Source organism: Pseudomonas sp. 15A4 (assembly GCF_016925575.1).
GTDB lineage: Bacteria > Pseudomonadota > Gammaproteobacteria > Pseudomonadales > Pseudomonadaceae > Aquipseudomonas.
The window spans coordinates 1688627-1709692 of the sequence record NZ_CP068986.1 but is presented as its reverse complement, the minus strand read 5'-3'; the positions used below and the strand labels follow the sequence as shown (position 1 = coordinate 1709692).

Sequence of the window (21066 nt, the reverse complement as noted above, 5' to 3'; positions counted from 1 at the left end):
CCACCGCGCCGGTGAAGATCGCGCGCCAGAACAATCACCCACAAGGAGAGTAGCGATGCCCCACGTACCCGTTGCAGCACTCAAAAGCTATGAAGGCAAGGACCTGGGATGTTCCGACTGGCTGACCATCGATCAGGCGCGTATCAATCTGTTTGCTGAAGCGACCGGCGACTTTCAATTCATCCACGTCGATCCGGTCAAAGCAGCCCAAACCCCGTTCGGATCGACCATCGCCCATGGCTTTCTGTCGCTGTCGCTGATCCCCAAGCTGATGGAGTCCTTGATGGTGGTTCCCGAAGGCATGCAGATGGCGATCAACTATGGCCTGGACAGCGTGCGATTCATTCAGCCGGTGAAAGTGGATTCGCGCGTTCGTCTAAAAGTCACGCTGGCGCAGGTCACTGAAAAGAAGCCCGGCCAATGGCTGCTCAAAGCCACGGCAACGCTTGAAATCGAAGGCCAGGACAAGCCCGCGTTCGTGGCTGAACCGCTTTCGCTGTGCTTCGTATAACCCCGCCGCCTCTTCATAAAGCTTCCGCAAACCGTCCCGAAACATGAAACAGTCGTAACAGACTGTTTCATGAGCGTTCCTCGCTGCGGCATACTCGCTGCGGCTGTGTGAGCGACTCGATACACGTACGCGATCAGATCACGCCGAAACATCTTTTTTCGGGATTTACCATGCGCGCGTTTGCTCCTTTGGCCCTGACCTTCCTTCTTGCCGCTTGCGGCGACGGCGAATCGCTGTTGCCCCCTGACGCTCGCCTGCCCGATGGCGGACGCTATCGCGGCGACGTGATCAACGGCGTGTTGCAGGGCAAAGGCCGGATCGATTACCCCAATGGCAGCTGGTACGCCGGGGAATTCAAGAGCGGGCAGTGGAACGGCCAGGGCGAGTGGCACGCCAGCAACGGTGACGTGTACCGCGGCGGTTTTCAGGACGGGCTTTTCCACGGCCAGGGCTCGCTGACGACCAGCGCTGGCAGCTACGTCGGCGGCTACAAGCTGGGGCGGCGCGACGGCGAAGGCACGCTGAAAGAGCACGGCATGAGTTATCGCGGCGAGTTCAAGGCCGACCTCTATGACGGCGCCGGTCATCTGGAACTGGACGACGGCAGCGAGTACCAGGGCCAGTTCGCCCACGGCAAACCCAACGGCGAGGGCCAGCGCAACGATTCGGCGGGCAACCAGTTCAGCGGCAAGTTTGTCGACGGCCAGCTTGAAGGCACGGGCAATTTCAACAGCGCCGATGGCGATCAATACGTCGGCGGCTTTCACAACAATCAGCTCAACGGTCGCGGTCGCTACGAAAACGCCGATGGCGATGTCTGGTCGGGGCAGTTCAAGGATGGCGCGTTCACCGGCAAGGGCGAGTTGATCGGCGCGGACGGGACCCGCTACCAAGGCGACTTCAAAAACTGGCGCTTCGCAGGCTCGGGCAGCCTGAAGCTCCCCGACGGCAGCGTGTACATCGGGCAGTTCGAGAACGACAACTATCAAGGCAGCGGCGTGCTGACCACCGCGGAAGGCGAAGTCCAGAGCGGCACCTGGTCGAACGGCCAACGGGTGCGCGATGCCGCCGGCAAGCTGCTGCCGGATCCGCTGGAAATCGGCTTGCTCGCCCAGGGTGCCCTCGTCGAAAAGGCCCTCGCCGCCGTGCCCGCCTCCACGCCGGCCATCGAGCTTTACAGCCTCGTCGTGGGTGGCGATGGCAAGCAGAGCGTCTTTCTGCGCGAGGCCGATTACGTCAACAAGCTGCTGGCCACGCGCTTCGGTGCTTCGGGTCAGATCACCTTGGTGAACCATCGCGATCACATGGCTGATCGTCCTCTGGCCACCCGCGAGACCATCAGCCGCGCCGTGCAAACGTTGGCCAAGCGCAGCGGCCCGGAAGATTTGATCTTCATTTACCTGACCAGCCACGGCACCCACGACCACGAGTTGGTGCTGGATCAGCCGCGTCTGGAGCTGTCCGACCTGCCCGCCAACGAGATGGCCGGCGTGCTGGCTCCGCTGAAGAATCGCGACAAGGTGGTGGTGATTTCCGCCTGCTATTCGGGCGGTTTCATTCCGGTGATCAAGGACGAGCGGACGATGGTGATTACCGCCTCACGTGAAGATCGCGTGTCGTTTGGCTGCTCTGAGGAGGCCGATTTCACCTACTTCGGCGAGGCGCTGTTCGGGAAGGCACTGGTGGAAACCGACGATCTGGTGCAAGCGTTCAATGAGGCAAAAGACATCGTCGCCCAGCGTGAGACGGACGAAAGCTTCGAAGCCTCCGAGCCGCAGATGTGGGCGCCGAAAGGCGTGGTCACCCATTGGCGGCAGTTGCGTAAAAGTCAGGCGGAGCGCGCGCTGAATACCGTTCGACGCTGAGTGCTCAGGCGGAAACGCGGGGGCGCATGAACATTTCATGTGTTTTTGTGAAACCCTCCCGCTTCGCCCGCAGTCTGTTCCGGTACAGCGCCTATGCTTGTGGCGTATCAAGGGAGAAAGATCATGTACTTGACGCCTCAGCACATTTTGCTTGCCGGAGCTACCGGATTGACTGGCGAGCACTTGCTCGACCGCCTGCTTAACGAACCCACTGTCACCCGCGTTCTCGCCCCCAGCCGTCGTCCTCTGGCTGAACATCCACGCCTGGAAAACCCCGTCGGCGAGCTTCAAAGCTTGCTGCCCGCACTTGAAGGCCCCATCGACATCGCCTTCTGCTGCCTGGGCACCACCATTAAACAGGCTGGCTCGCAGGAGGCGTTCCGGGCGGTCGATCTGGACATGGTCGTGGCGTTCGGCAAACGTGCCCGCGAGTTGGGGGCGCGTCACCTGCTGGTGATCAGCGCCGTGAATGCCGACCCGGAGTCGAGCATCTTTTACAGCCGCGTCAAAGGCGAGATGGAAGAAGCGCTGAAGCTTCAGGGCTGGCCGCAACTGACCATCGCCCAGCCGTCATTGTTGATTGGCGAGCGGCAGGATCAACGGTTCGTGGAGCAACTGGCCGCGCCGATTGCCAAGCTGATTCCCGGCAAATACGGCGGTATCGAAGCCTGCAACCTCGCCCGCGCGCTGTGGCGTCTGGCGCTGGAAGAGCAGGACGGGGTGCGGGTGGTTGAATCAGATGATTTGCGGCGGTTGGGGAAATGACTGAGCACTGCTCGAGCTGACAGCAAAACTGTGTAGGAGTGAGCTTGCTCGCGAACGCGTTTGGACAGTCACCCTTTAAGGGCCGGTAACACCGCAATCGCGAGCAAGCTCACTCCTACATGGAATGCGTTCAGCCCCGACACCGCACCACACATTGTGGGAGTGAGCTTGCTCACGAAGAAGCCGAGACACCCGCTACATCTTTAGCGCCTGAAATGCCGTCCTCGCTCCCACATGGAATGCATCCAGCCCCCGACAACGCACCACTTTGTAGGAGTGAGCTTGCTCGCGAATGCGTTCTGACAGTCACCCCTTACAGGGCCAGTCATATCGGAATCGCGAGCAAGCTCACTCTACAGAGATCGCCGATCGGAATTACATCCCGCCCGTAGCCTGAAAGCCCACACCCAGCGCGGTCAGGATCGACAGCGGCAGCAGCAGCGTGTCGAGCAGCGCGCTGCCGGGCAGGTCGAGCATCGGGTATTTCGGCGCCTCGGTGCCGAAGCGATCCTTCTCGCAGCAGCCGCCTTCGATGGCGTACAGATCCAGTCGCGTGCCGGCGTAAACCACCGGCGCGCCGGGCTGATTGGCATCAAGAGTACGCACGGTCGAGCAGCCCGTCGTCAGCAACAGGCCCAGGGCAATGACAACGAGCTTATTCATCAGCGCCAAAATGATGCTCGCCCCAACGCGGCAGCATGTCTTGCGGGATGTTGAGCAGGTTGAGGATCCGCGCCACGACGAAATCCACCAGATCATCGATCGTCTGCGGCTGGTGATAGAAACCAGGCGACGCCGGCAGAATCACCGCGCCCATGTTCGACAGCTTGAGCATGTTCTCCAGATGGATGCTGGAAAACGGGGCCTCGCGGGGCACCAGAATCAGCTGCCGACGCTCCTTCAACGTCACGTCTGCGGCGCGCTCGATCAGGTTGTTGCAGGCGCCCGTGGCGATCGCCGACAGCGTCCCGGTCGAACACGGCACTACTACCATCGCACTCGGCGAGCCTGAACCGGACGCCACTGGCGACATCCAGTCTTCCTTGCCGTACACCCGAATCTGGCCCGCGGTCGCGCCGGTGTATTCGTTGAGAAACGCCTGCATCATCTGCGGTTTGGGCGGCAGGTTGACGTCGGTTTCGGTGGCCATGACCAGCTGCGCGGCCTTGGAGATGAGGAAATGCACTTCGCGGTCTTCGCGCACCAGGCAGTCCAGCAGGCGCAGGCCGTATTGCGCGCCGGACGCGCCGGTCATCGCCAGCGTGATGCGTTCCGGGCCGCTCATTGCAGCGCCTCCGCGAGTTTGCCGTGCAGGCCGCCGAAACCGCCGTTACTCATGATCACCACGTGGGTGCCGGGCTCGGCCTGATTTTTCACAAGCTCGATGATGCCGTCGAGGCTGTCGCATACCAACGATGGAATAGTGCACTCCGCAGCGGTCGCCGCCAGATCCCAACCCAGGTTGGCCGGTGCATACCAGACCACCTGATCGGCCTGCACCACGCTTTCCGGCAGACCGTCGCGGTGGGCACCGAGCTTCATGGAGTTGGAGCGGGGCTCGACGATGGCAATGATTGGCGCATCGCCGACCTTCTTGCGCAGACCGTCCAGCGTGGTGGCGATGGCTGTCGGGTGGTGGGCGAAGTCATCGTAGATGGTGATGCCGCGCACTTCGGCGACCTTTTCCATGCGCCGCTTCACGCTCTTGAACGCACTCAACGCGTCGACGCCCTGCTGCGGCACCACGCCCACGTGGCGGGCGGCGGCGAGGGTGGCCAAGGCATTCGCCACGTTGTGCTGACCGGTCATGCCCCAGTCAACGACGCCTTGGACCGCACCTTCAAACAGCACTTCGAACCTCGAGCCGTCTTCGCTGAGCAGGTTCGCCTGCCATTGACCGCCCTCGCCCGTGGTTTGCACCGGCGTCCAGCAGCCCATTTGAATTACGCGCTCAAGCGCGGGCTCGGTGGTCGGGTGAATGACCAGGCCTTCGCTCGGGATGGTGCGCACGAGGTGGTGGAACTGACGTTCGATGGCCGGGAGATCCGGGAAGATGTCGGCGTGATCGAATTCCAGGTTATTGAGGATGGCGGTGCGCGGGCCGTAGTGGACGAACTTGGAGCGCTTATCGAAGAAGGCGCTGTCGTATTCATCCGCCTCGACGACGAAAAACGGCGTATCGCCCAGGCGCGCCGAGACATCGAAGTTCTGCGGCACACCGCCGATCAAGAAGCCCGGGGCCATGCCAGCGTGTTCCAGCACCCAGGCGAGCATGCTGCTGGTGGTGGTTTTGCCATGGGTGCCTGCCACGGCGAGTACCCAGCGACCGCGAAGAACGTGATCGGCCAGCCATTGCGGCCCGGAAACATAGGGCAGGCCCTTGTTCAGGACATATTCGACCGCGGGATTGCCGCGCGACATGGCATTGCCGACCACCACCAGATCCGGCGCCGGCTCAAGGTGCGACGGGTCGTAACCCTGCATCAACTGAATGCCCTGCGCTTCGAGCTGCGTGCTCATCGGCGGGTAGACGTTGGCATCGGAGCCGGTGACTTTATGGCCCAGATCCTTGGCGAGCACCGCCAGCGAACCCATGAACGTGCCGCAGATACCCAGAATATGAATGTGCATGACCGACCTCTTAGAACATGGGCCGCAGGTTAGCGTAGAAGGCAGTGGATGCGCACGGGGGAATTACCGAGAGCGAGTGAACGCCATGGTAGGACTGGCTTTAGCCGGGAAGGCGTCAGATGCCACACCGCAGAAACTGATGGCGCTCACACCGGCCTCTTCCCGGCTGAAGCCGGTCCCACTAAGCGACCGCGTGCACACTGCAGCATTGATGGTGCTCACACTGACCTCTTCCCGGCTGAAGCCGGTCCTACTACGAGACCGCGTGCACACAGCAGAATTGATGGCGCGCACACTGACCTCTTCCCGGCTGAAGCCGGTTCTACAGGCTGACCGCGATCCCACTGACTCACCGCAGTCTCCTAGTGGGACCGGCTTTAGCCGGGAAGGCGTCGGGCGTCACACCACAGAATTGCGAGCATTCACACCGGCTTCATCCACCCAGGACTTCAGCGGCTGATCCCATGCTTGCGCAGCTTTCTGTACAACGTATTCCGGCTCACCCCCAGCTCCCGGGCGGCGTGGGTCATGTGCCAGCGTTGGGTTTCCAGAGTAGCGATGAGCGCTTCGCGTTCGGCGTCTTCCAGCGGTGAATGGTAAACGTCGGGCTTCGTCTGCGCACTGCCCTGCCGAATCGCCACCGGCAGGTCATCGAAACAAATCCGTCCCTCATCACACAGTGCCGCCAGGGTACGCAGCACGTTGCGCATCTGCCGCACGTTGCCGGGCCAGTTAAAGTCCAGCAGCGCCTGCCTGGCCTTCGCCTCAATGACAATCGAAAGCCCATCCGCCTCCTGTTCCAGCAGAAACGCCAGCAACTGAGCCTTATCGCCCCGCTCTCTCAACGGCGGCAAGGCGATTTCCAAGCCGTTAAGCCGATAAAACAGATCTTCGCGAAAGCTGCCGTCCTCCACCCGCTCCAGCAGATTCCGGTGGGTGGCGCTGATCAGTCGGACATCCACCGCTTGTGGCTCTCCGCCAATAGGCACTACCAACCGATCTTCCAGCACGCGCAATAACCGTGTCTGCAAGGCCACCGGCATGTCGCCGATCTCATCCAGAAATAACGTGCCGCCATCGGCCTGTTGCAGCTTGCCGCGCATGCCTTCCTTGCGCGCGCCGGTAAAGCTGCCGCCGCGGTAGCCGAACAGCTCGCTCTCGATCAGGCTTTCCGGAATGGCCGCGCAGTTCAGCGCCACGAACGGTTTAGCGGAGCGCTGACTCGACTGATGCACCGCCTTGGCGAACGCCTCCTTGCCAGAGCCAGTTTCGCCGTTGATCAGCAACGGCACGTCGCGCTCGAATACCTTCAGCGCGCGACGGAAATCAGTTTGCAGCGACGCGTCGCCCAGGCAGATGTCGTTCGAAGGGAGCGGTACAGCCAACTTGCTGACCACCGGAGTAACAAGCCCCTTCAGCTCGGCACGGGATTGCCCACGCAGCACGGCGAAGAATCCACGCCCGTCACGGGTGCGCAGCGGCCAACTGGCAGCGGCGTCCGGCGAAGCGCGGCTCAGCAGTTCATCCAGCGAGCAGTCAAACAACGATTCCACGCCCTGCCCCACCAGATCGCCACGGCTCAGGCCCAGCAGATTCAGCGCGCTCTGGTTCAGCGCACTGACGCGGCCCGCGCCGTCGAAGGCCAGCAGCCCTTCACTGAACAAACCGACCGCGCCGGCCTGAAGATGAAAACGCAGCAGCCAATGATCGTCGAAATGACGCAGGAAATAGCTGCTTTCGATCATCTTCGCCGACAGATTCACCAGCGCCATGGTGTGAAACTGGCTCTGGCGGGACACGTCGTGCCGAGCCGAAGAAACGTCCAGCACCGCAAGCAGATCGCCATGGGGATCGAACACCGGGCTCGCGGAACAGGTCAGCCCGGTGTGGCGGCCGCGAAAATGCTCGTCGCGATGGATGGTCACCGACTGACGCTCGACCAGGCAAGTGCCGATGCCGTTGGTGCCCTCCCGCGCCTCGCTCCAGTCGGCCCCCAGCCACAGACCGGCGCGCTCGAAAATCCGTCGATCGCCTGACTCGGTCACGCAGTTCAGGATGATTCCGCGGGCATCGGTCAGCAGCACCGCACTGCCGCCCGCAAGCTGACGGTGCAGGCTGTTCATCTCGTCGCCGGCGATGGTCAGGACCTGCTGCAACTGCTCGCGACTCTCCAGCACCCGCGCATGTTCAAGAACGGTAGGCGCCATCGCTTGCGCGGGGTCGAGGTGATAATCCTCAAGGCACCGCAGCCATGAACGGGCAATGGAAGGGTCGGCGCCGGGGCCGTATTGATGGGGCGTTTTGCCTTGGGTAACGGTCAGCACTTGTTCGGCGTGGCGCGTCAGGTGATTGCTGTGCATTTTTATTCTTCATCCTGAGCCGGGGCTCTGCGGAGGATTTGCGACTCAGCATCCTCCTGGCCCGGATTCATTGCAATGCTGCGAAAGGCGGGGTCCGCCAAGCTGTCACGCAAAGGGTACAAAGTGTCACCTTTGCCGCCCCGCCGTTGATACACCACTCGGGCATGCCCACAGGATTCATCGACAACCCCCCGATAAACCGGGGACCGGACGGCAATGGCCCGCGCTTTGCTCTACGCTCTAGCCATGCGACCTAATCATGCGCCGCAACGCGTTATCCCCAGACAATCACAAGACCAGGAGATATTCACCATGCGTTATGCCCACCCCGGTACTGAAGGCTCAATCGTTACCTTCAAGACCCAGTACGGCAACTACATCGGTGGCGAATTCGTGCCGCCGGTCAAAGGCCAGTACTTCGAAAATACCTCGCCGATCACCGGCAAGCTGATCGCAGAATTCCCGCGCTCGACCGCCGAAGACATCGACAAAGCCCTCGATGCCGCCCATGCCGCAGCCGATGCGTGGGGCAAAACCTCGGTGCAGGAGCGCTCGCTGACCCTGCTGAAAATCGCTGACCGCATCGAACAGAACCTGGAATTGCTGGCCGTCACCGAGACCTGGGACAACGGCAAAGCCGTGCGCGAAACCCTCAACGCTGACATCCCCCTGGCAGTCGACCACTTCCGTTACTTCGCCGGTGTACTGCGTGCCCAGGAAGGCTCCGCTGCGGAGATCGACGGCAACACCGTGGCGTATCACATTCACGAGCCGCTGGGCGTGGTCGGACAGATCATCCCGTGGAACTTCCCGCTGTTGATGGCCGCCTGGAAACTCGCGCCCGCCCTCGCCGCCGGTAACTGCATCGTCCTCAAGCCGGCCGAGCAAACGCCGCTGGGTATCACTGTGCTGATGGAGCTGATCGGCGATCTGCTGCCAAAAGGCGTGCTCAACGTGGTGCAGGGTTATGGCCGCGAAGCCGGTGAAGCGCTGGCCAGCAGCAAGCGTATTGCCAAAATCGCTTTCACCGGCTCGACGCCGGTAGGTTCGCACATCATGAAACTGGCGGCTGACAGCATCATCCCGTCCACCGTCGAACTGGGCGGCAAGTCGCCGAACATCTTTTTCGAAGACATCATGCAGGCCGAGCCGGAGTTCATCGACAAAGCCGCTGAAGGCGTGGTGCTGGCGTTCTTCAATCAGGGCGAAGTCTGCACCTGCCCGTCACGCTGCCTGGTTCAGGAGTCGATCTACCCGCAGTTCATGGAAGTGGTGATGAAGAAGGTGCTGAAGATCCAGCGCGGCGATCCGCTGGACACCGACACCATGGTCGGTGCGCAGGCGTCGCAGCAGCAATTCGACAAGATTCTCTCGTACCTCGAAATCGCCCAGGGCGAAGGCGCCGAATTGCTGACCGGCGGCAAGGTCGAGAAGCTCGAAGGCTCGCTGGCGACCGGTTACTACATCCAACCGACGCTGCTGAAAGGCAACAACAAGATGCGCGTCTTCCAGGAAGAAATCTTCGGCCCGGTGGTGAGCGTGACCACTTTCAAGGACGAAGCGGAAGCCCTGGCCATCGCCAATGACACCGAGTTCGGCCTGGGTGCCGGCGTCTGGACCCGCGACATCAACCGCGCCTACCGCGTGGGCCGGGCGATCAAGGCCGGTCGCGTGTGGACCAACTGCTATCACCTGTACCCGGCCCATGCGGCGTTCGGCGGTTACAAAAAATCCGGCGTCGGCCGCGAAACCCACAAGGTTGCGCTCGAGCACTATCAGCAGACCAAGAACCTGCTGGTGAGCTACGACATCAATCCGCTGGGCTTCTTTTGATTTAGCGTAATCGGGTGACAAGCAACGGCCTCTTCGGAGGCCGTTTTTGTGGGTAGCGATGGGAGTTCAATGGGACACGCCGCCGTCCGGACGCCGCAATGGTGAGCTAAAGACGCCACCCCTGTGGGAGTGAGCTTTCTCACGAAGACGGCATGTCGAGCGCCACATTGCGTTGCTTGCCTCTATAATGCCGCGCACATTTCCCCTCTTCGCCCCGCACGACCCGGATCGGGTCTCAAAACCAGGTGCCTACATGGATTTCAATCCGCTTGATCTGATTCTTCACCTTGACGTTTACCTCGACCTGCTTGTGACCCAATACGGCACCTGGGTTTACGCGATTCTGTTCCTGGTGATCTTTTGCGAAACCGGCCTGGTGGTCATGCCTTTTCTGCCAGGCGATTCGCTGCTGTTCATCGCGGGCGCCGTGGCGGCTGGCGGCGGCATGGACCCGGTGTTGCTGGCGTGCCTGTTGATGGCAGCGGCGGTACTCGGCGACAGCACCAACTACATCATCGGCCGCACCGCCGGCGACAAGCTGTTCAGCAACCCGAATTCGAAAATCTTCCGTCGCGATTACCTGACCAAAACCCAGGAATTCTACGGTCGCCACGGCGGCAAGACCGTCACCCTCGCGCGCTTCCTGCCAATCATCCGCACCTTCGCCCCGTTCGTGGCCGGTCTTGGCCGCATGCCTTACCTGCGCTTTCTCGGCTTCAGCGTGTTGGGCTCGGTGCTATGGGTCGGCGGGTTGGTCACGCTGGGCTTCTTCTTCGGCAACATCCCGTTCATCAAGAAGAACCTGACGCTGCTGGTGCTGGCGATCATCCTGATCTCGCTGCTGCCGATGATCATCGGCCTGATCCGCAGCCGCACAGGTCGCTCCGCCGAGGCGCGCTGAATCCATGTGGTCGTTCCGGGAATGGCGCAAACGGCGCACGCTGGCGCGCCATCCGGTCAATCCGCAGATGTGGGAACGCGTGCGCCAGCGCCTGCCGATCCTCGACGGGCTGAGCGCTGAAGAGGACCGTTACCTGCTCGAGAGCTGCGTGCTGTTCCTGCAGGCCAAACACCTGACCGCACTGGAAGGCGTCGAGCTGGATGATGAATCGCGTCTGTTTCTGGCCGCTCAGGCGCAGCTGCCGTTGCTCGCCCTGGGCGATCTGAACTGGTATCAGGGTTTTCACGAAATCATCCTCTACGGCGACGATTTCATCAGCCCCCAACGCCATCGCGATGCCAGCGGCATCGAACACGAATGGGACGGCGAGCACAGCGGAGAGGCGTGGTCCCAGGGCCCGGTGATTCTGGCCTGGCCGGGTGTGCTGACGAGCGGAGGATGGGAAGCCTACAACCTGGTGATCCACGAACTGGCGCACAAGCTGGACATGCTCAACGGCGAAGCGAACGGCCTGCCGCCGCTGCACCCCGACATGCGCGTCAGTGACTGGGCCAGCGCCATGCAGAGCGCGTATGACGATCTCAACCGGCAACTCGACGCCAACCCTGACGCCGAGACCGCCATCGACCCCTACGCGGCGGAAAACCCGGCCGAGTTCTTTGCAGTCATCAGCGAATACTTCTTCAGCGCGCCGGATTTGCTCGTCGAGGCCTATCCCGCCGTCTACGGGCAATTGAAAGCGTTCTATCGGCAGGATCCGTTGGCGCGGCTAACGGCACTTCAGCGCGACAACCCGGTCTATCAGGCTCAACACGACGCCTGAAGCCCGCCGTCACGCATGGCAACGCTTCAGGAATGTGCCTATAATCCGGCCACTTTTTGGCGTTGCATGCCAGATTCTGAATGGTCAACCAAGGGGGCAAAGCCCAATGAGCTACAGCAAGATTCCGGCCGGTAAAGACCTGCCGAATGACATCTACGTCGCAATCGAGATCCCGGCCAACCACGCGCCGATCAAGTACGAAATCGACAAAGAAAGCGACTGCCTTTTCGTTGACCGTTTCATGGCCACCCCGATGTTCTACCCGGCCAACTACGGTTTCATCCCCAACACCCTGGCTGACGACGGCGACCCCCTCGACGTGCTGGTGGTGACGCCTTATCCGGTCACCCCGGGTTCGGTGATTCGCGCCCGTCCGGTCGGCGTGCTGAACATGACCGACGACGGCGGCGGCGATGCCAAAATCATCGCAGTCCCCCACGACAAGCTGTCCCAGCTGTACGTGGACGTGAAGGAATACACCGATCTGCCAGCGCTGCTGATCCAGCAGATCGAGCACTTCTTCGCGAACTACAAAGACCTCGAAAAAGGCAAATGGGTGAAGATCGAAGGCTGGGCTGGCGCTGACGCCGCTCGCGAAGCGATCACCAAATCGGTAGCGGCCTACAAGGGCTGATCCGGTTGTGTCCCGCCGAAGCGCTCGCCGCTTCGACGGGGCCACGTTTTACCTGCATGTCCCCGCCTTCTGCTTTCTGAATACCCCTCCCCCGTACATCCCTCCTTTTTTTCGCCCTCTTTCATTACACACATGTTTAAAACTCACACTGCACACACAACGTGTTTAATAGCGTCGTATGATTTTCTCTTTTTGAGCAACACCTCCCTATTCAAACTTCCCTGGTGCCCCCTTTAGTCAGGCCTCCGCGCCGTTAATTGCTCACGTGCATGAGTGACATCGGTTTCAACCATTGTTGATGCATAAGAAAACAGTGAGCGAATCGGCCTACAAAAACAGCCGAACGTTGTAATCCTTACATTCACGTTCAAGCATGACGGCGTGCTCATTTGAACACTTCGTTCATTTAAACGCGCTTCAACCCGCCGTAAACTTCGGCCCATGAATACATCAGGTGATCGACTGCGCGGCCTTCTGCGAGAGTGCCATCTCTCGGCAACGGACTTTGCCGCCAACCGAAAAGTTACGCCGCAACACGTGAACAACTGGTTCAAGCGCGGCATCCCCATGGCCCGTATTGAGGAAGTCGCTGAACTGCTGAGCGTCAACGCACGTTGGCTGCGCAGCGGCGAGGGGCCGAAGCACCCTGGACAAGACCGCTTGGCTGCCCAGCCGCCAGACGCTCAACCGCAGGCCGAGCGAAGCGTGCGCGAAGCGTGCGCGAAGAACTGGAAATGCCGGTCTACACCGAATTGCAGACGCAAAGCTCAGGTCGGACGGCGGTGGGTGAAATCCACAACCACAAAGTGCGCCTGTCCCGGCGTGTGCTGGAAACCATGGACGTGGAGCTGCACAACGCCATTTGTGTGGCAATGGTCGGCAACAGCATGGCGGACAAAATCCAGGACGGCTCGCTGATCGGCATCGATCGCGGGCGCGTGCAGATCATCGATGGTGAAATGTACGCCCTCGAACACGACGGCATGCTGCGGGTGAAATACCTGTATCGCCTGCCGGGCGGCGGCTTGCGCTTGCGCAGCCACAATTGCGCCGAGTACCCGGACGAGATTTTCAGCGCCGAACAGGTGCAGGCCCAGCACATTCATATTCTGGGGTGGATCTTCTGGTGGTCGACGCTCAACAACCGCCGCCATCCGGCAACGATACGGCGAGGCGCGGAATGAGCGTGTTTCAGAACTGGGCAGACGCAAACAACATGGGTATCCTGCACGCCTTCGTTTCAGCACCCGTCGGCCACACGCGGATGGGTGATCGACCTGGCACCGTCTCCCTGACCTGCCCGGTCTACCTGACAAGCGCCTCCTCGCAGCGCGCACTTTTGCGGACGGGTGCGGTTAGCCAAAAACTAACCAAACCCGTCACCGAGAAGCCGGCCACAAGCCGGCTTTTTAACTTCCCATGAATACCTCGCACCGCTAACCCACGCGGCGCCTCCGCGCGCGCGTCAATCGGCAATCAATGGACTGAGCGCCTTAACCGATGAAGCAAACAACCCTCTTCGTTTTCACTACAGGAAGTTCATCATGAGTTACCGCAACAAAACCTACATCGCGTTCGCCAGCGAAGACATCAAGCATTATTGGCTGATGAAAGCCTGGAAGCAGAACGAGAAAATCGACTTCGACTTCTTCAATGCCCATGACCTGTTCGAGGCGCGGGACAGCAGTTCGCCAGAAACTATCAAACGCCGCCTGCGCGAACGCCTCAACAACACCAAGCAAGTTATCTTACTGGGCAGCGAAGATGGCCGTCGCAAGGGCGGCGACGGGGATTCGTTTCTTGCTTATGAAATCGAGGTGATTCTCGAACTGGATCTTCCCATCGTCATCGCGAATCTCTGCCAGAGCAGAAACATCGTCATGGATAACATTCCCCAGCCGCTCATTGATCAAAGACACTTCAACGTTTCGGTGTCTTTCCAGCCCAAAATCATTCAGTACACGCTGGACAACTACGTTGCGGGTTACGCGAAGAGCGACCTGCAAGGTCCCCATCGATATGTCGGCAGAATCTACGACGGGCTGGGCATCTGATGCCTCTTCTTCAGGACATGCAAACGTGGCGCTTCTGGCGCCACTTCCTGGTGGCATTGTTCGCCTGCGTCGGCGGACTGTCGACAATCATGCAGACGTTCAACGTCATTTACCCCGGCAGCCATGCGATGGAAGGTTTCGGCATCCTGATAGCAATCATCGTGGTGTCAGTTTCCGCCGCGCTGTTCAAGGCCTGGCCGCGCCCGATTGCCGAGGAATACAACGCGCCGAAAACGCGGATCACCATCGTGCCCGGTGACCTTCTTAAGGAAGACGGCCATCTGGTGATTGGTACCAACGACACCTTCGACACGGAAACGCCGAACATCATTGCCACCTCCAGCCTGCAGGGACAGGCCTTGCAGGTCCTTTACGGCGGCGACCTGAAAGAACTTGATCGTCATCTGGACGACGCGCTGGTCAACACCCCCTGCGTCGGTACGCTCAACAAACCGGGCAAACAAGTGCAATACGGTGTCGGCACCATCGCAACGCTCAAGCATGCGCACCGGCTGATCTTCTTCCTGGCCTACTGCGAAATGGACGCCCAGAACGTCGCGCGCTCCACGCCGGACAAGGTGTGGAAAGGTTTGCTCGCGCTGTGGGCGGAAGTGTCCCGGCGCGGCAACGGCGGCACGATCTCGATCCCGGTGATCGGCGGCGGGCAGGCGCGACTGTCCAGCGTGCTGCCCGCCCAGGACGCCATCCGCTTCACGCTGCTGTCATTCATGTTTGCCTCCCGCAACTCAAAGGTCTGCGATGAACTGCGCATCGTCGTCCGCCCCGACGACTACCGAAAACTCGATCGACTGGAACTGCAGTCGTTCCTCTCGTCATTGAGGTCATCATGAGCCCGGAAACCAGCCTCGACCTCCCGGACAATCCCGATTGCGCTTTCTGCGCATACCTCAGGGGCGAAAGGCCCTACACCATTCTCTCCTGCACCCCACAAACCGCGACCTTCGTGACCCGCGAACAAAGGGGTCACCCGCACTTGCTGGTGCTGCCGCTGAGGCACGTGCCTTCGCTGTTGGAGATGACCGATGAGGAAGTGGCGGCGGTGGCGGTTGAAGTGCGCAATGCGGCGAGGCTGATTGAAAAGGCGTACTCGAAGACGGGGATTGCGGTTTGGCAGAACAACGGCGTGCCGGCGGGCCAGGCGATTAGGCACGTGCACTTTCATGTGGCGGGGACGCTGTCGGGCGGGGGGACGGAGTTTGGGGAGGTGAAGGAGATATCGGTGATGGAGACGGATGAGATTGCGCGGCGGTTGCTGGAGGGATAGACGCAAGGTGCCTTGGCAACGTAGATCGGGGACTGTCCGGCTCACTCAAATAAGAGACGATGTGTTCGCTGCTCGCAACCAGTTCTGTGGCGAGGATGGTCAATCGGTGGCTTTCGTACAGATCGCCTTTACCAAGCACGTATCAAAATCGTTGACAGAACTGCGCGCACACGCTTTCGTCCAGCCAGAACCTTATGTAGATGACTTCGATTTTGTCGCTGCGTGATATTTCGATCTTCGGAGATGATTTGGCCAAAAACCATAAATCAAAAAAAGAGCCCTCAGTACAGCGTTAACGCATGCCGCCTAGAAATGACATACTCCTCTAGCCCTAACTATGCGGACTAGAGAGCATTATTAGCGCCATATTAAAGACGCCACTTCAAACAACAGCTTCTGTCGCTCTTCAAGCTCATCAGGACCAAACTTGTTCATCGATTTGAATTCAAGCCCTGACTTCTTCGCGAAGTCGCGGAAATCCAGTTTGCTGTGGTACGAGTCACTGCGTAGCGTTTCATTCCAATAAAGCGTGTTCGCATAAGATTTCAGCTTTCCGGAGTAGAGCTCATTACTACTGGATATATTATCCTTTCCCTTCATGAGCAATACGCCTCCGAGTCGGTTTCTTTCGACCTCAAAGCGCTCCTCATCGCCGCCAAAGGCATCCAAGCTTTCTGTGTTACGCGACAATATATGCTCAATATGGAAACCAGTTTTGGCGCCTCTAAGGGTCACCAGACTGCCCAGTGAGTGTTTCATTTTCAGCTTCATGCCCTCTGCTAGGAAAAGCTCAACCCTTCCAAAGAAGAAACGGGTGAAACGCGTGTTTAGCCGATCAATCGTCATACCTCGAAATAGGTTATAGTTAAACGAAGTTAAAACAGCAGTTGCACGTTTCCGAGCAATCTCCCGCAGTAGATGAAACTCAAAAACCAGAGGTATCTGTACAACTGGCTTGTTACGAATCTCCGCGCTAATTTCGAACAACTTCACCGCAAACTCATTACTATCGTAGGCACCCTGCAACTGCTGCAAGGAAAACATTCGATCCAATTGCTCTGCGACAACTCGAATTTTTGAAACCTCCTCTGGATCATTCACGGAGCAAGCCGATAGGATAAGCAGGTACTGGCTATCTAGCTCATTCAAACTATTGAAGTAAACAGCGGGGTATTTTTCATTTTCTTGAGCACTTGCATCCAGCAGTCGCACATATAGCTTCGTGTAATAAGAAAAGTCCTCTTTAAGAAATGCTTTGACTTTGCCGGAGTCATGCTCAATCTTAAGAAACTGATTGATATCAGCTTTAAACATTTCCCTGTGATAGTCGCCATCAAAGCGCTGCCCGGACTTCCGGGTATCGGCGAACTTACTCTTCATCCAGTAACGAAAAAACTGTCAATTTCATCTTCGCGATAAGCATTAACAGATCTAACTTGTGAATCCCATAGCTCGCTGTAATTACCAGAGTCCAGCTCAAGCTTATCGATTTGCCCGAGAAGCTTTCCCTTCAAAATCTCATAAGGCTTGAGTCGGACGCCGCGATCATTAATGACCTCAAAGACCATTGGCACATGTGTAGAGTCAACTGAAAGATTGATGAGAACTAAACGGTAGAGAAAGTAATGCACAAAGGTTTCGAATTTGTGCTTGGTCTCTAACCGGACTGACAGCTCCGTTGCTATCACCGAGAAATTCTTCAGCATGTTGGCAGCAGTCAAGCCAGTGGATCTGTCCACAACATCCGGCGCAGCGCCCTCCATCAATTCCTTGAGAACATGGATGTGACGTACGTGGTTCATCCAAAACTCATATTCAACACCTGAATAGCCAACTATTTTCCTCTCCAGCCAACCAGCGGTTTTTGATTCAAAAACCTTAGCCATCCGGAAAAGCTGAACCAAAAATAGAGTCAACGTAGTCAGGCGCTGCTGACCATCAACAACAAAAACCTTACCCTGCACTGTATTGGTGACATAGGTATTTAGGTAGTACCAAGGGTAACGTGCATTGATGCTCTCCGAGTTCGGTTCCAAATGAAGATATCTGCTGTAAGCCTCTTCGAATTGATAGAAAATGTCATCAAGCAGCCGCCGAACCGGCTCTTCGTTCCATTTGTAGTCACGCTGATAAAAATCGATGTAATAGACCGTCGACGCAAAGGTACGGTCTAGGTTCTGCTTGTCCGGCTGAATATCCATATCAATACGATCCGATTAACTCATCATCATTTAGAAACTGGTTACTGAACCAGCTCCATTAATTTTTTATACCCATCCACCACTTGGTATTTCACCTGATCAGATGTGATTTTGGCGAAGAATTTACGCGCGCAGGCTATCTTGGACTTCTCGATATTACGAAGCTCAAGGGACGACATAGAACCTTTCGTTTCAGCAACGAAATAAACATGCTTCACCTTGCCCTCCTTGAAGGCAATCGCCCAGTCGGGATTGTAGTTGCCGACCGGGGTAGGGATGAAAAAGCTCTTCGGTAGCTTGGCGTATACCGCAACCTCGGTGCTAGCATCCAGGTTTTGAGCAAACTTCCGCTCGATGTTGGAGTCTGTGAACACATAATCGTAGACGTGGTGCTTGGCTTCGAAAGCCTTACTGAAATCGTCTTTGGGCTTCTCCGCGGTAAAGATATCCGAACTATAGGTTTCTTCGACCGGATCGTAGGCTATGTGCTCAACGATAGCGGTTGCCTTCTGCTCGTTGATCAGCGTAGAGGCCTTGGCAATGAAGTCTTCCGGGTTGGTTTTGTACTGGCTGAACACTGCCACGTTGATTTCTTTGAGGATGCTGGCAATGGTACTGCGTGTTAGCTGGGTGTCCTCGGCCAGATTGCCAATCAGATCGTATTTCACCGCCGAATGAACGGAGTGGTTGTACTTTTCAGTCGAGCTTTCGGCGATCTTAAAGGCCGAGCCACTCTTCATATCGTCGAAGCTGGCGTTCTCCATCTGGCTGCCGCGCTCGATAATGTACTGCATCGGTTTAACCCGCAGCTCTGCGTCCAAAGCCGCCACGCACTTACCCACCAATTCATTGGTTTCGAAATGAACGGTGTAAGCGGCTTTACGGTTGATCTTGCTCCACAGCTCCTGAAACTCCTTCTTCTCGAAGTTCGAGTTAAGGGGATTGATCTTAGCCTTGCGGTCATCGCCAATCTCCGGCATTTGCGCCGCACTGAAGACGCTATCGATCAGCTGGAATACTTGGGCTGCATAGGGCTGCAGTTCAACCGGCAGCTCTGCCAGTTGTTCTTGTTTTTTGGCCTCATGGTAGGTCAAGGTGATCTGATCGTTGTCGTCAGTGTAGTCGTTTTTCAGCAGGTACTTGTAAATCTGCTTGGCCAGTTGCGCAGAAACCTCAACGTCGCCAGTTGAAGTTTGTAAAATTTTACCTTTGAAGTAATGTTCGGTGGCCTCACGCGGCCGAGCCGACAACGATTCGCTGATGTCCCTCTGCAATGCGCCAACGAAGTCCTTGTAGCTTTCGCTGGCCACCACCGTCAGCTCATTAATTTGGTGTACGGTGGCTGGGTCATCCATACGATCGCCCTGCTGGTTGACGGCCAAGCGCATGCCACGACCCACCTCTTGGCGCCGCGAGATGCTGTTATCGCTGTGCTTTAAGGTACAAATAATGAAGACGTTGGGGTTATCCCAGCCTTCGCGCAAAGCGGAGTGGGAGAAGATAAATCGCACCGGCTCGTCGAACGACAACAGGCGTTCTTTATCCTTGAGAATCAGGTCGTAGGCATCCACGTCGTCGGTCTCAGTAGCTTTTTTCCCACTGTGGGATCGACTAGGCGCTTGCTCTTCTTGTCTATAGAAAAGTAGCCATTATGGGTCTGACGAGCCTGAATACCCTTGAGATAACGGTTGTAGGGAGTGTCTTCCAGCGTCATTACGTCGGTGAGGTAGGCGTTGTACTCCTCCTCGAAGATCTGCGCGTACTCGCCAGGCAATTCACCGGCTGCGTCGTACAGGCGGTATTTAGCTACCTCATCGATGAAGAACAGCGACAGCACCTTGATACCCTTGCTGAACAGCATCATCTCTTTCTGAAAATGTGCTTTTACCGCCTCGCGGATTTGGATGCGGCGCATAGCGGCCTCATCCACATTGCCCACGGCCTCCCCGGCCATTAGCGTCACACCGTTGGTAAAGCTCAGCGTGTCGATACGGGCGTCGATATCGGCAACCACGTAGTCTTTGTACTGATCCAGTCCACCGGACAGGTCGTACAGATTGTCGTTGCGGCCAAGCTTTCGCATCACGCGCTTGATACCATTGCTCTGTTTGATCTCCATCTCGACCCGCGCCACAGGCGATTTTGTCGAGACTTCGATATCCTGCAGGAACAAATAAGCATTGGTCCCGGTCAGGCCTTTGACCGTAATGCCGCGCACGCTGATCTTCTTCACCAGTTTCTGGTTGTAAGCGTCCAGCGCATCGAGGCGGTGGATTTTGTTGTACTCAGTTTTGTGCGTAGCCGAGTAGCGCACGATCATCAGCGGATTGAACTCGCTAAAGGACGCCAGCGTTTTGGCCCCTTCCATTTTTTGCGGTTCATCGAGAAACAGAATCGGCCGGTTAGCCTTGATTACGTCGATAGGACGGCGTGACTGAAAGTCGTCCAGCTCTTCATAGATCCGCCGCTGATCAGCACCACGGGCGGCGAACGCCTGCACGTTGATGACCATGACGTTAATGCCGGCATCCGAAGAAAAACTCTCCAGATTGTGCAACTGCTTGGAGTTGTAAATGAAGAAGCGCGCCTTCTTGCCGTAACACTCCAGGAAGTGCTCAGCAGTGATCTGCAGCGATTTATACACGCCCTCGCGGATGGCAATGCTCGGCACCACGACGATGAACTTGCTCCAGCCAAAGCGCTTGTTCAACTCGAACATGCTCTTGATGTAGCAATAGGTCTTACCCGTGCCGGTCTCCATCTCAACATCGAGGTTGATGGTGCAACCCGTATGCTTGTCGCTAGCCAGCGCAGCCGATAACGGCAGATTCTGCCGGCGTTGTACGCTTTGAACATTTCCTAGCAACTGCGCCGCGCTCAACACTAGCTCGGCATTCTTAAAACCTGCCTCAGTCGGTTCAGCCATCTTCGCACCGAGCAGGTCGATCTGCTGTGGTGCCACCAGCGCAACGGGTTTAGCGCCAGGGTCAACGCGATAACTCACGCCCGAGGATTTTGGCTGACCAGCAAAGCAGTCGGCAAAGGCGTCTACCGCATGGGTCTGGTAGGGCTGGACTTTAAACTTCAGTTTCATGCGTAATTCCTGGCTGACCCTAGGGTATTGCAAGTAAGTATCAAGGCGCCTAACCCTTTAAGATCAGCTACTTACAGTTAATTTATTCTGCATTTATCCCGCAAAGCAG

The 21066-nt window shown here is 57.8% G+C and carries 17 protein-coding genes and 2 pseudogenes; 12 read left to right on the top strand and 7 right to left on the bottom strand.

The window, feature by feature from the left end; translation table 11 throughout:
- Positions 1 to 55: 55 nt before the first annotated feature.
- The 3 genes from JN403_RS07700 to JN403_RS07690 all read left to right on the top strand — a co-directional run bounded on the left by JN403_RS07700 (position 56) and on the right by JN403_RS07690 (position 3141).
- Positions 56 to 511: a MaoC family dehydratase gene (locus JN403_RS07700; RefSeq protein WP_122536879.1), complete on the top strand. Its 456-nt coding sequence runs from the start codon at positions 56 to 58 to the stop codon at positions 509 to 511.
- Positions 512 to 681: 170 nt separating this feature from the next.
- Positions 682 to 2376 carry a C13 family peptidase gene (locus JN403_RS07695; protein WP_205486634.1) on the top strand — a complete coding sequence of 565 codons (1695 nt, stop codon included), beginning with the start codon at positions 682 to 684 and terminating at the stop codon, positions 2374 to 2376.
- A gap of 123 nt (positions 2377 to 2499) precedes the next feature.
- Entirely contained in the window at positions 2500 to 3141 is a 642-nt protein-coding gene (locus tag JN403_RS07690; RefSeq protein ID WP_172609825.1) for an oxidoreductase, read from the top strand.
- Positions 3142 to 3516: 375 nt separating this feature from the next.
- On the opposite strand, the gene JN403_RS07685 is transcribed toward JN403_RS07690, so the two are convergent.
- From JN403_RS07685 to JN403_RS07670, 4 genes are all read right to left on the bottom strand, one after another.
- Positions 3517 to 3804 (bottom strand): YceK/YidQ family lipoprotein, encoded by a 288-nt coding sequence (locus JN403_RS07685; RefSeq protein ID WP_122536988.1) that lies wholly within the window; start codon positions 3802 to 3804, stop codon positions 3517 to 3519.
- Positions 3797 to 4426, bottom strand: a complete 630-nt coding sequence (gene ubiX / locus JN403_RS07680; RefSeq protein WP_065988388.1) for a flavin prenyltransferase UbiX — start codon at positions 4424 to 4426, stop codon at positions 3797 to 3799. Before ubiX ends, JN403_RS07685 begins: the two co-directional genes overlap by 8 nt.
- Positions 4423 to 5772 (bottom strand): UDP-N-acetylmuramate:L-alanyl-gamma-D-glutamyl-meso-diaminopimelate ligase, encoded by a 1350-nt coding sequence (gene mpl, locus JN403_RS07675; protein WP_205486632.1) that lies wholly within the window; start codon positions 5770 to 5772, stop codon positions 4423 to 4425. Before mpl ends, ubiX begins: the two co-directional genes overlap by 4 nt.
- 449 nt (positions 5773 to 6221) lie before the next feature.
- Positions 6222 to 8132 carry a sigma-54-dependent Fis family transcriptional regulator gene (locus JN403_RS07670; RefSeq protein ID WP_205486630.1) on the bottom strand — a complete coding sequence of 637 codons (1911 nt, stop codon included), beginning with the start codon at positions 8130 to 8132 and terminating at the stop codon, positions 6222 to 6224.
- A 312-nt stretch (positions 8133 to 8444) separates the two neighbouring features.
- Here JN403_RS07670 and JN403_RS07665 point away from each other — a divergent pair, with 312 nt between their 5' ends.
- The 9 genes and pseudogenes from JN403_RS07665 (at position 8445) to JN403_RS07625 (ending at position 15662) form a co-directional block, all read left to right on the top strand.
- Positions 8445 to 9965, top strand: coding sequence for an aldehyde dehydrogenase family protein (locus JN403_RS07665; RefSeq protein WP_205486628.1), 1521 nt, complete (start codon positions 8445 to 8447; stop codon positions 9963 to 9965).
- Positions 9966 to 10218: 253 nt separating this feature from the next.
- The gene (locus JN403_RS07660; protein ID WP_122536874.1) at positions 10219 to 10866 is read left to right on the top strand and encodes a DedA family protein; all 648 of its coding nucleotides are present in this window, start codon (positions 10219 to 10221) and stop codon (positions 10864 to 10866) included.
- 4 nt (positions 10867 to 10870) lie between these two features.
- A complete protein-coding gene (locus JN403_RS07655) occupies positions 10871 to 11689 on the top strand; it encodes a M90 family metallopeptidase (RefSeq protein ID WP_205486626.1) in 819 nt (272 codons plus the stop codon).
- Positions 11690 to 11795: 106 nt separating this feature from the next.
- Positions 11796 to 12323, top strand: a complete 528-nt coding sequence (gene ppa / locus JN403_RS07650; protein ID WP_074893152.1) for an inorganic diphosphatase — start codon at positions 11796 to 11798, stop codon at positions 12321 to 12323.
- 441 nt (positions 12324 to 12764) lie between these two features.
- A pseudogene (locus JN403_RS25365) lies at positions 12765 to 13507 on the top strand (S24 family peptidase).
- Positions 13504 to 13746 carry a hypothetical protein gene (locus JN403_RS07640; RefSeq protein WP_205486624.1) on the top strand — a complete coding sequence of 81 codons (243 nt, stop codon included), beginning with the start codon at positions 13504 to 13506 and terminating at the stop codon, positions 13744 to 13746. Before JN403_RS25365 ends, JN403_RS07640 begins: the two are co-directional and overlap by 4 nt.
- A 121-nt stretch (positions 13747 to 13867) precedes the next feature.
- Complete coding sequence (locus JN403_RS07635) at positions 13868 to 14377, top strand: TIR domain-containing protein (RefSeq protein ID WP_205486622.1); 510 nt, start codon at positions 13868 to 13870, stop codon at positions 14375 to 14377.
- Entirely contained in the window at positions 14377 to 15228 is an 852-nt protein-coding gene (locus JN403_RS07630) for a macro domain-containing protein (RefSeq protein ID WP_205486620.1), read from the top strand. Before JN403_RS07635 ends, JN403_RS07630 begins: the two co-directional genes overlap by 1 nt.
- Positions 15225 to 15662 carry an HIT family protein gene (locus JN403_RS07625; RefSeq protein ID WP_205486618.1) on the top strand — a complete coding sequence of 146 codons (438 nt, stop codon included), beginning with the start codon at positions 15225 to 15227 and terminating at the stop codon, positions 15660 to 15662. Before JN403_RS07630 ends, JN403_RS07625 begins: the two co-directional genes overlap by 4 nt.
- 357 nt (positions 15663 to 16019) lie before the next feature.
- On the opposite strand, the gene JN403_RS25360 is transcribed toward JN403_RS07625, so the two are convergent.
- From JN403_RS25360 to JN403_RS25870, 3 genes and pseudogenes are all read right to left on the bottom strand, one after another.
- A complete protein-coding gene (locus JN403_RS25360; RefSeq protein WP_240356853.1) occupies positions 16020 to 17042 on the bottom strand; it encodes a DUF1524 domain-containing protein in 1023 nt (340 codons plus the stop codon).
- Complete coding sequence (locus tag JN403_RS25355) at positions 17039 to 17863, bottom strand: DUF262 domain-containing protein (protein WP_240356851.1); 825 nt, start codon at positions 17861 to 17863, stop codon at positions 17039 to 17041. Before JN403_RS25355 ends, JN403_RS25360 begins: the two co-directional genes overlap by 4 nt.
- 41 nt (positions 17864 to 17904) lie before the next feature.
- Positions 17905 to 20957: pseudogene (locus tag JN403_RS25870) on the bottom strand (DEAD/DEAH box helicase family protein).
- Between the last annotated feature and the right edge of the window lie 109 nt (positions 20958 to 21066).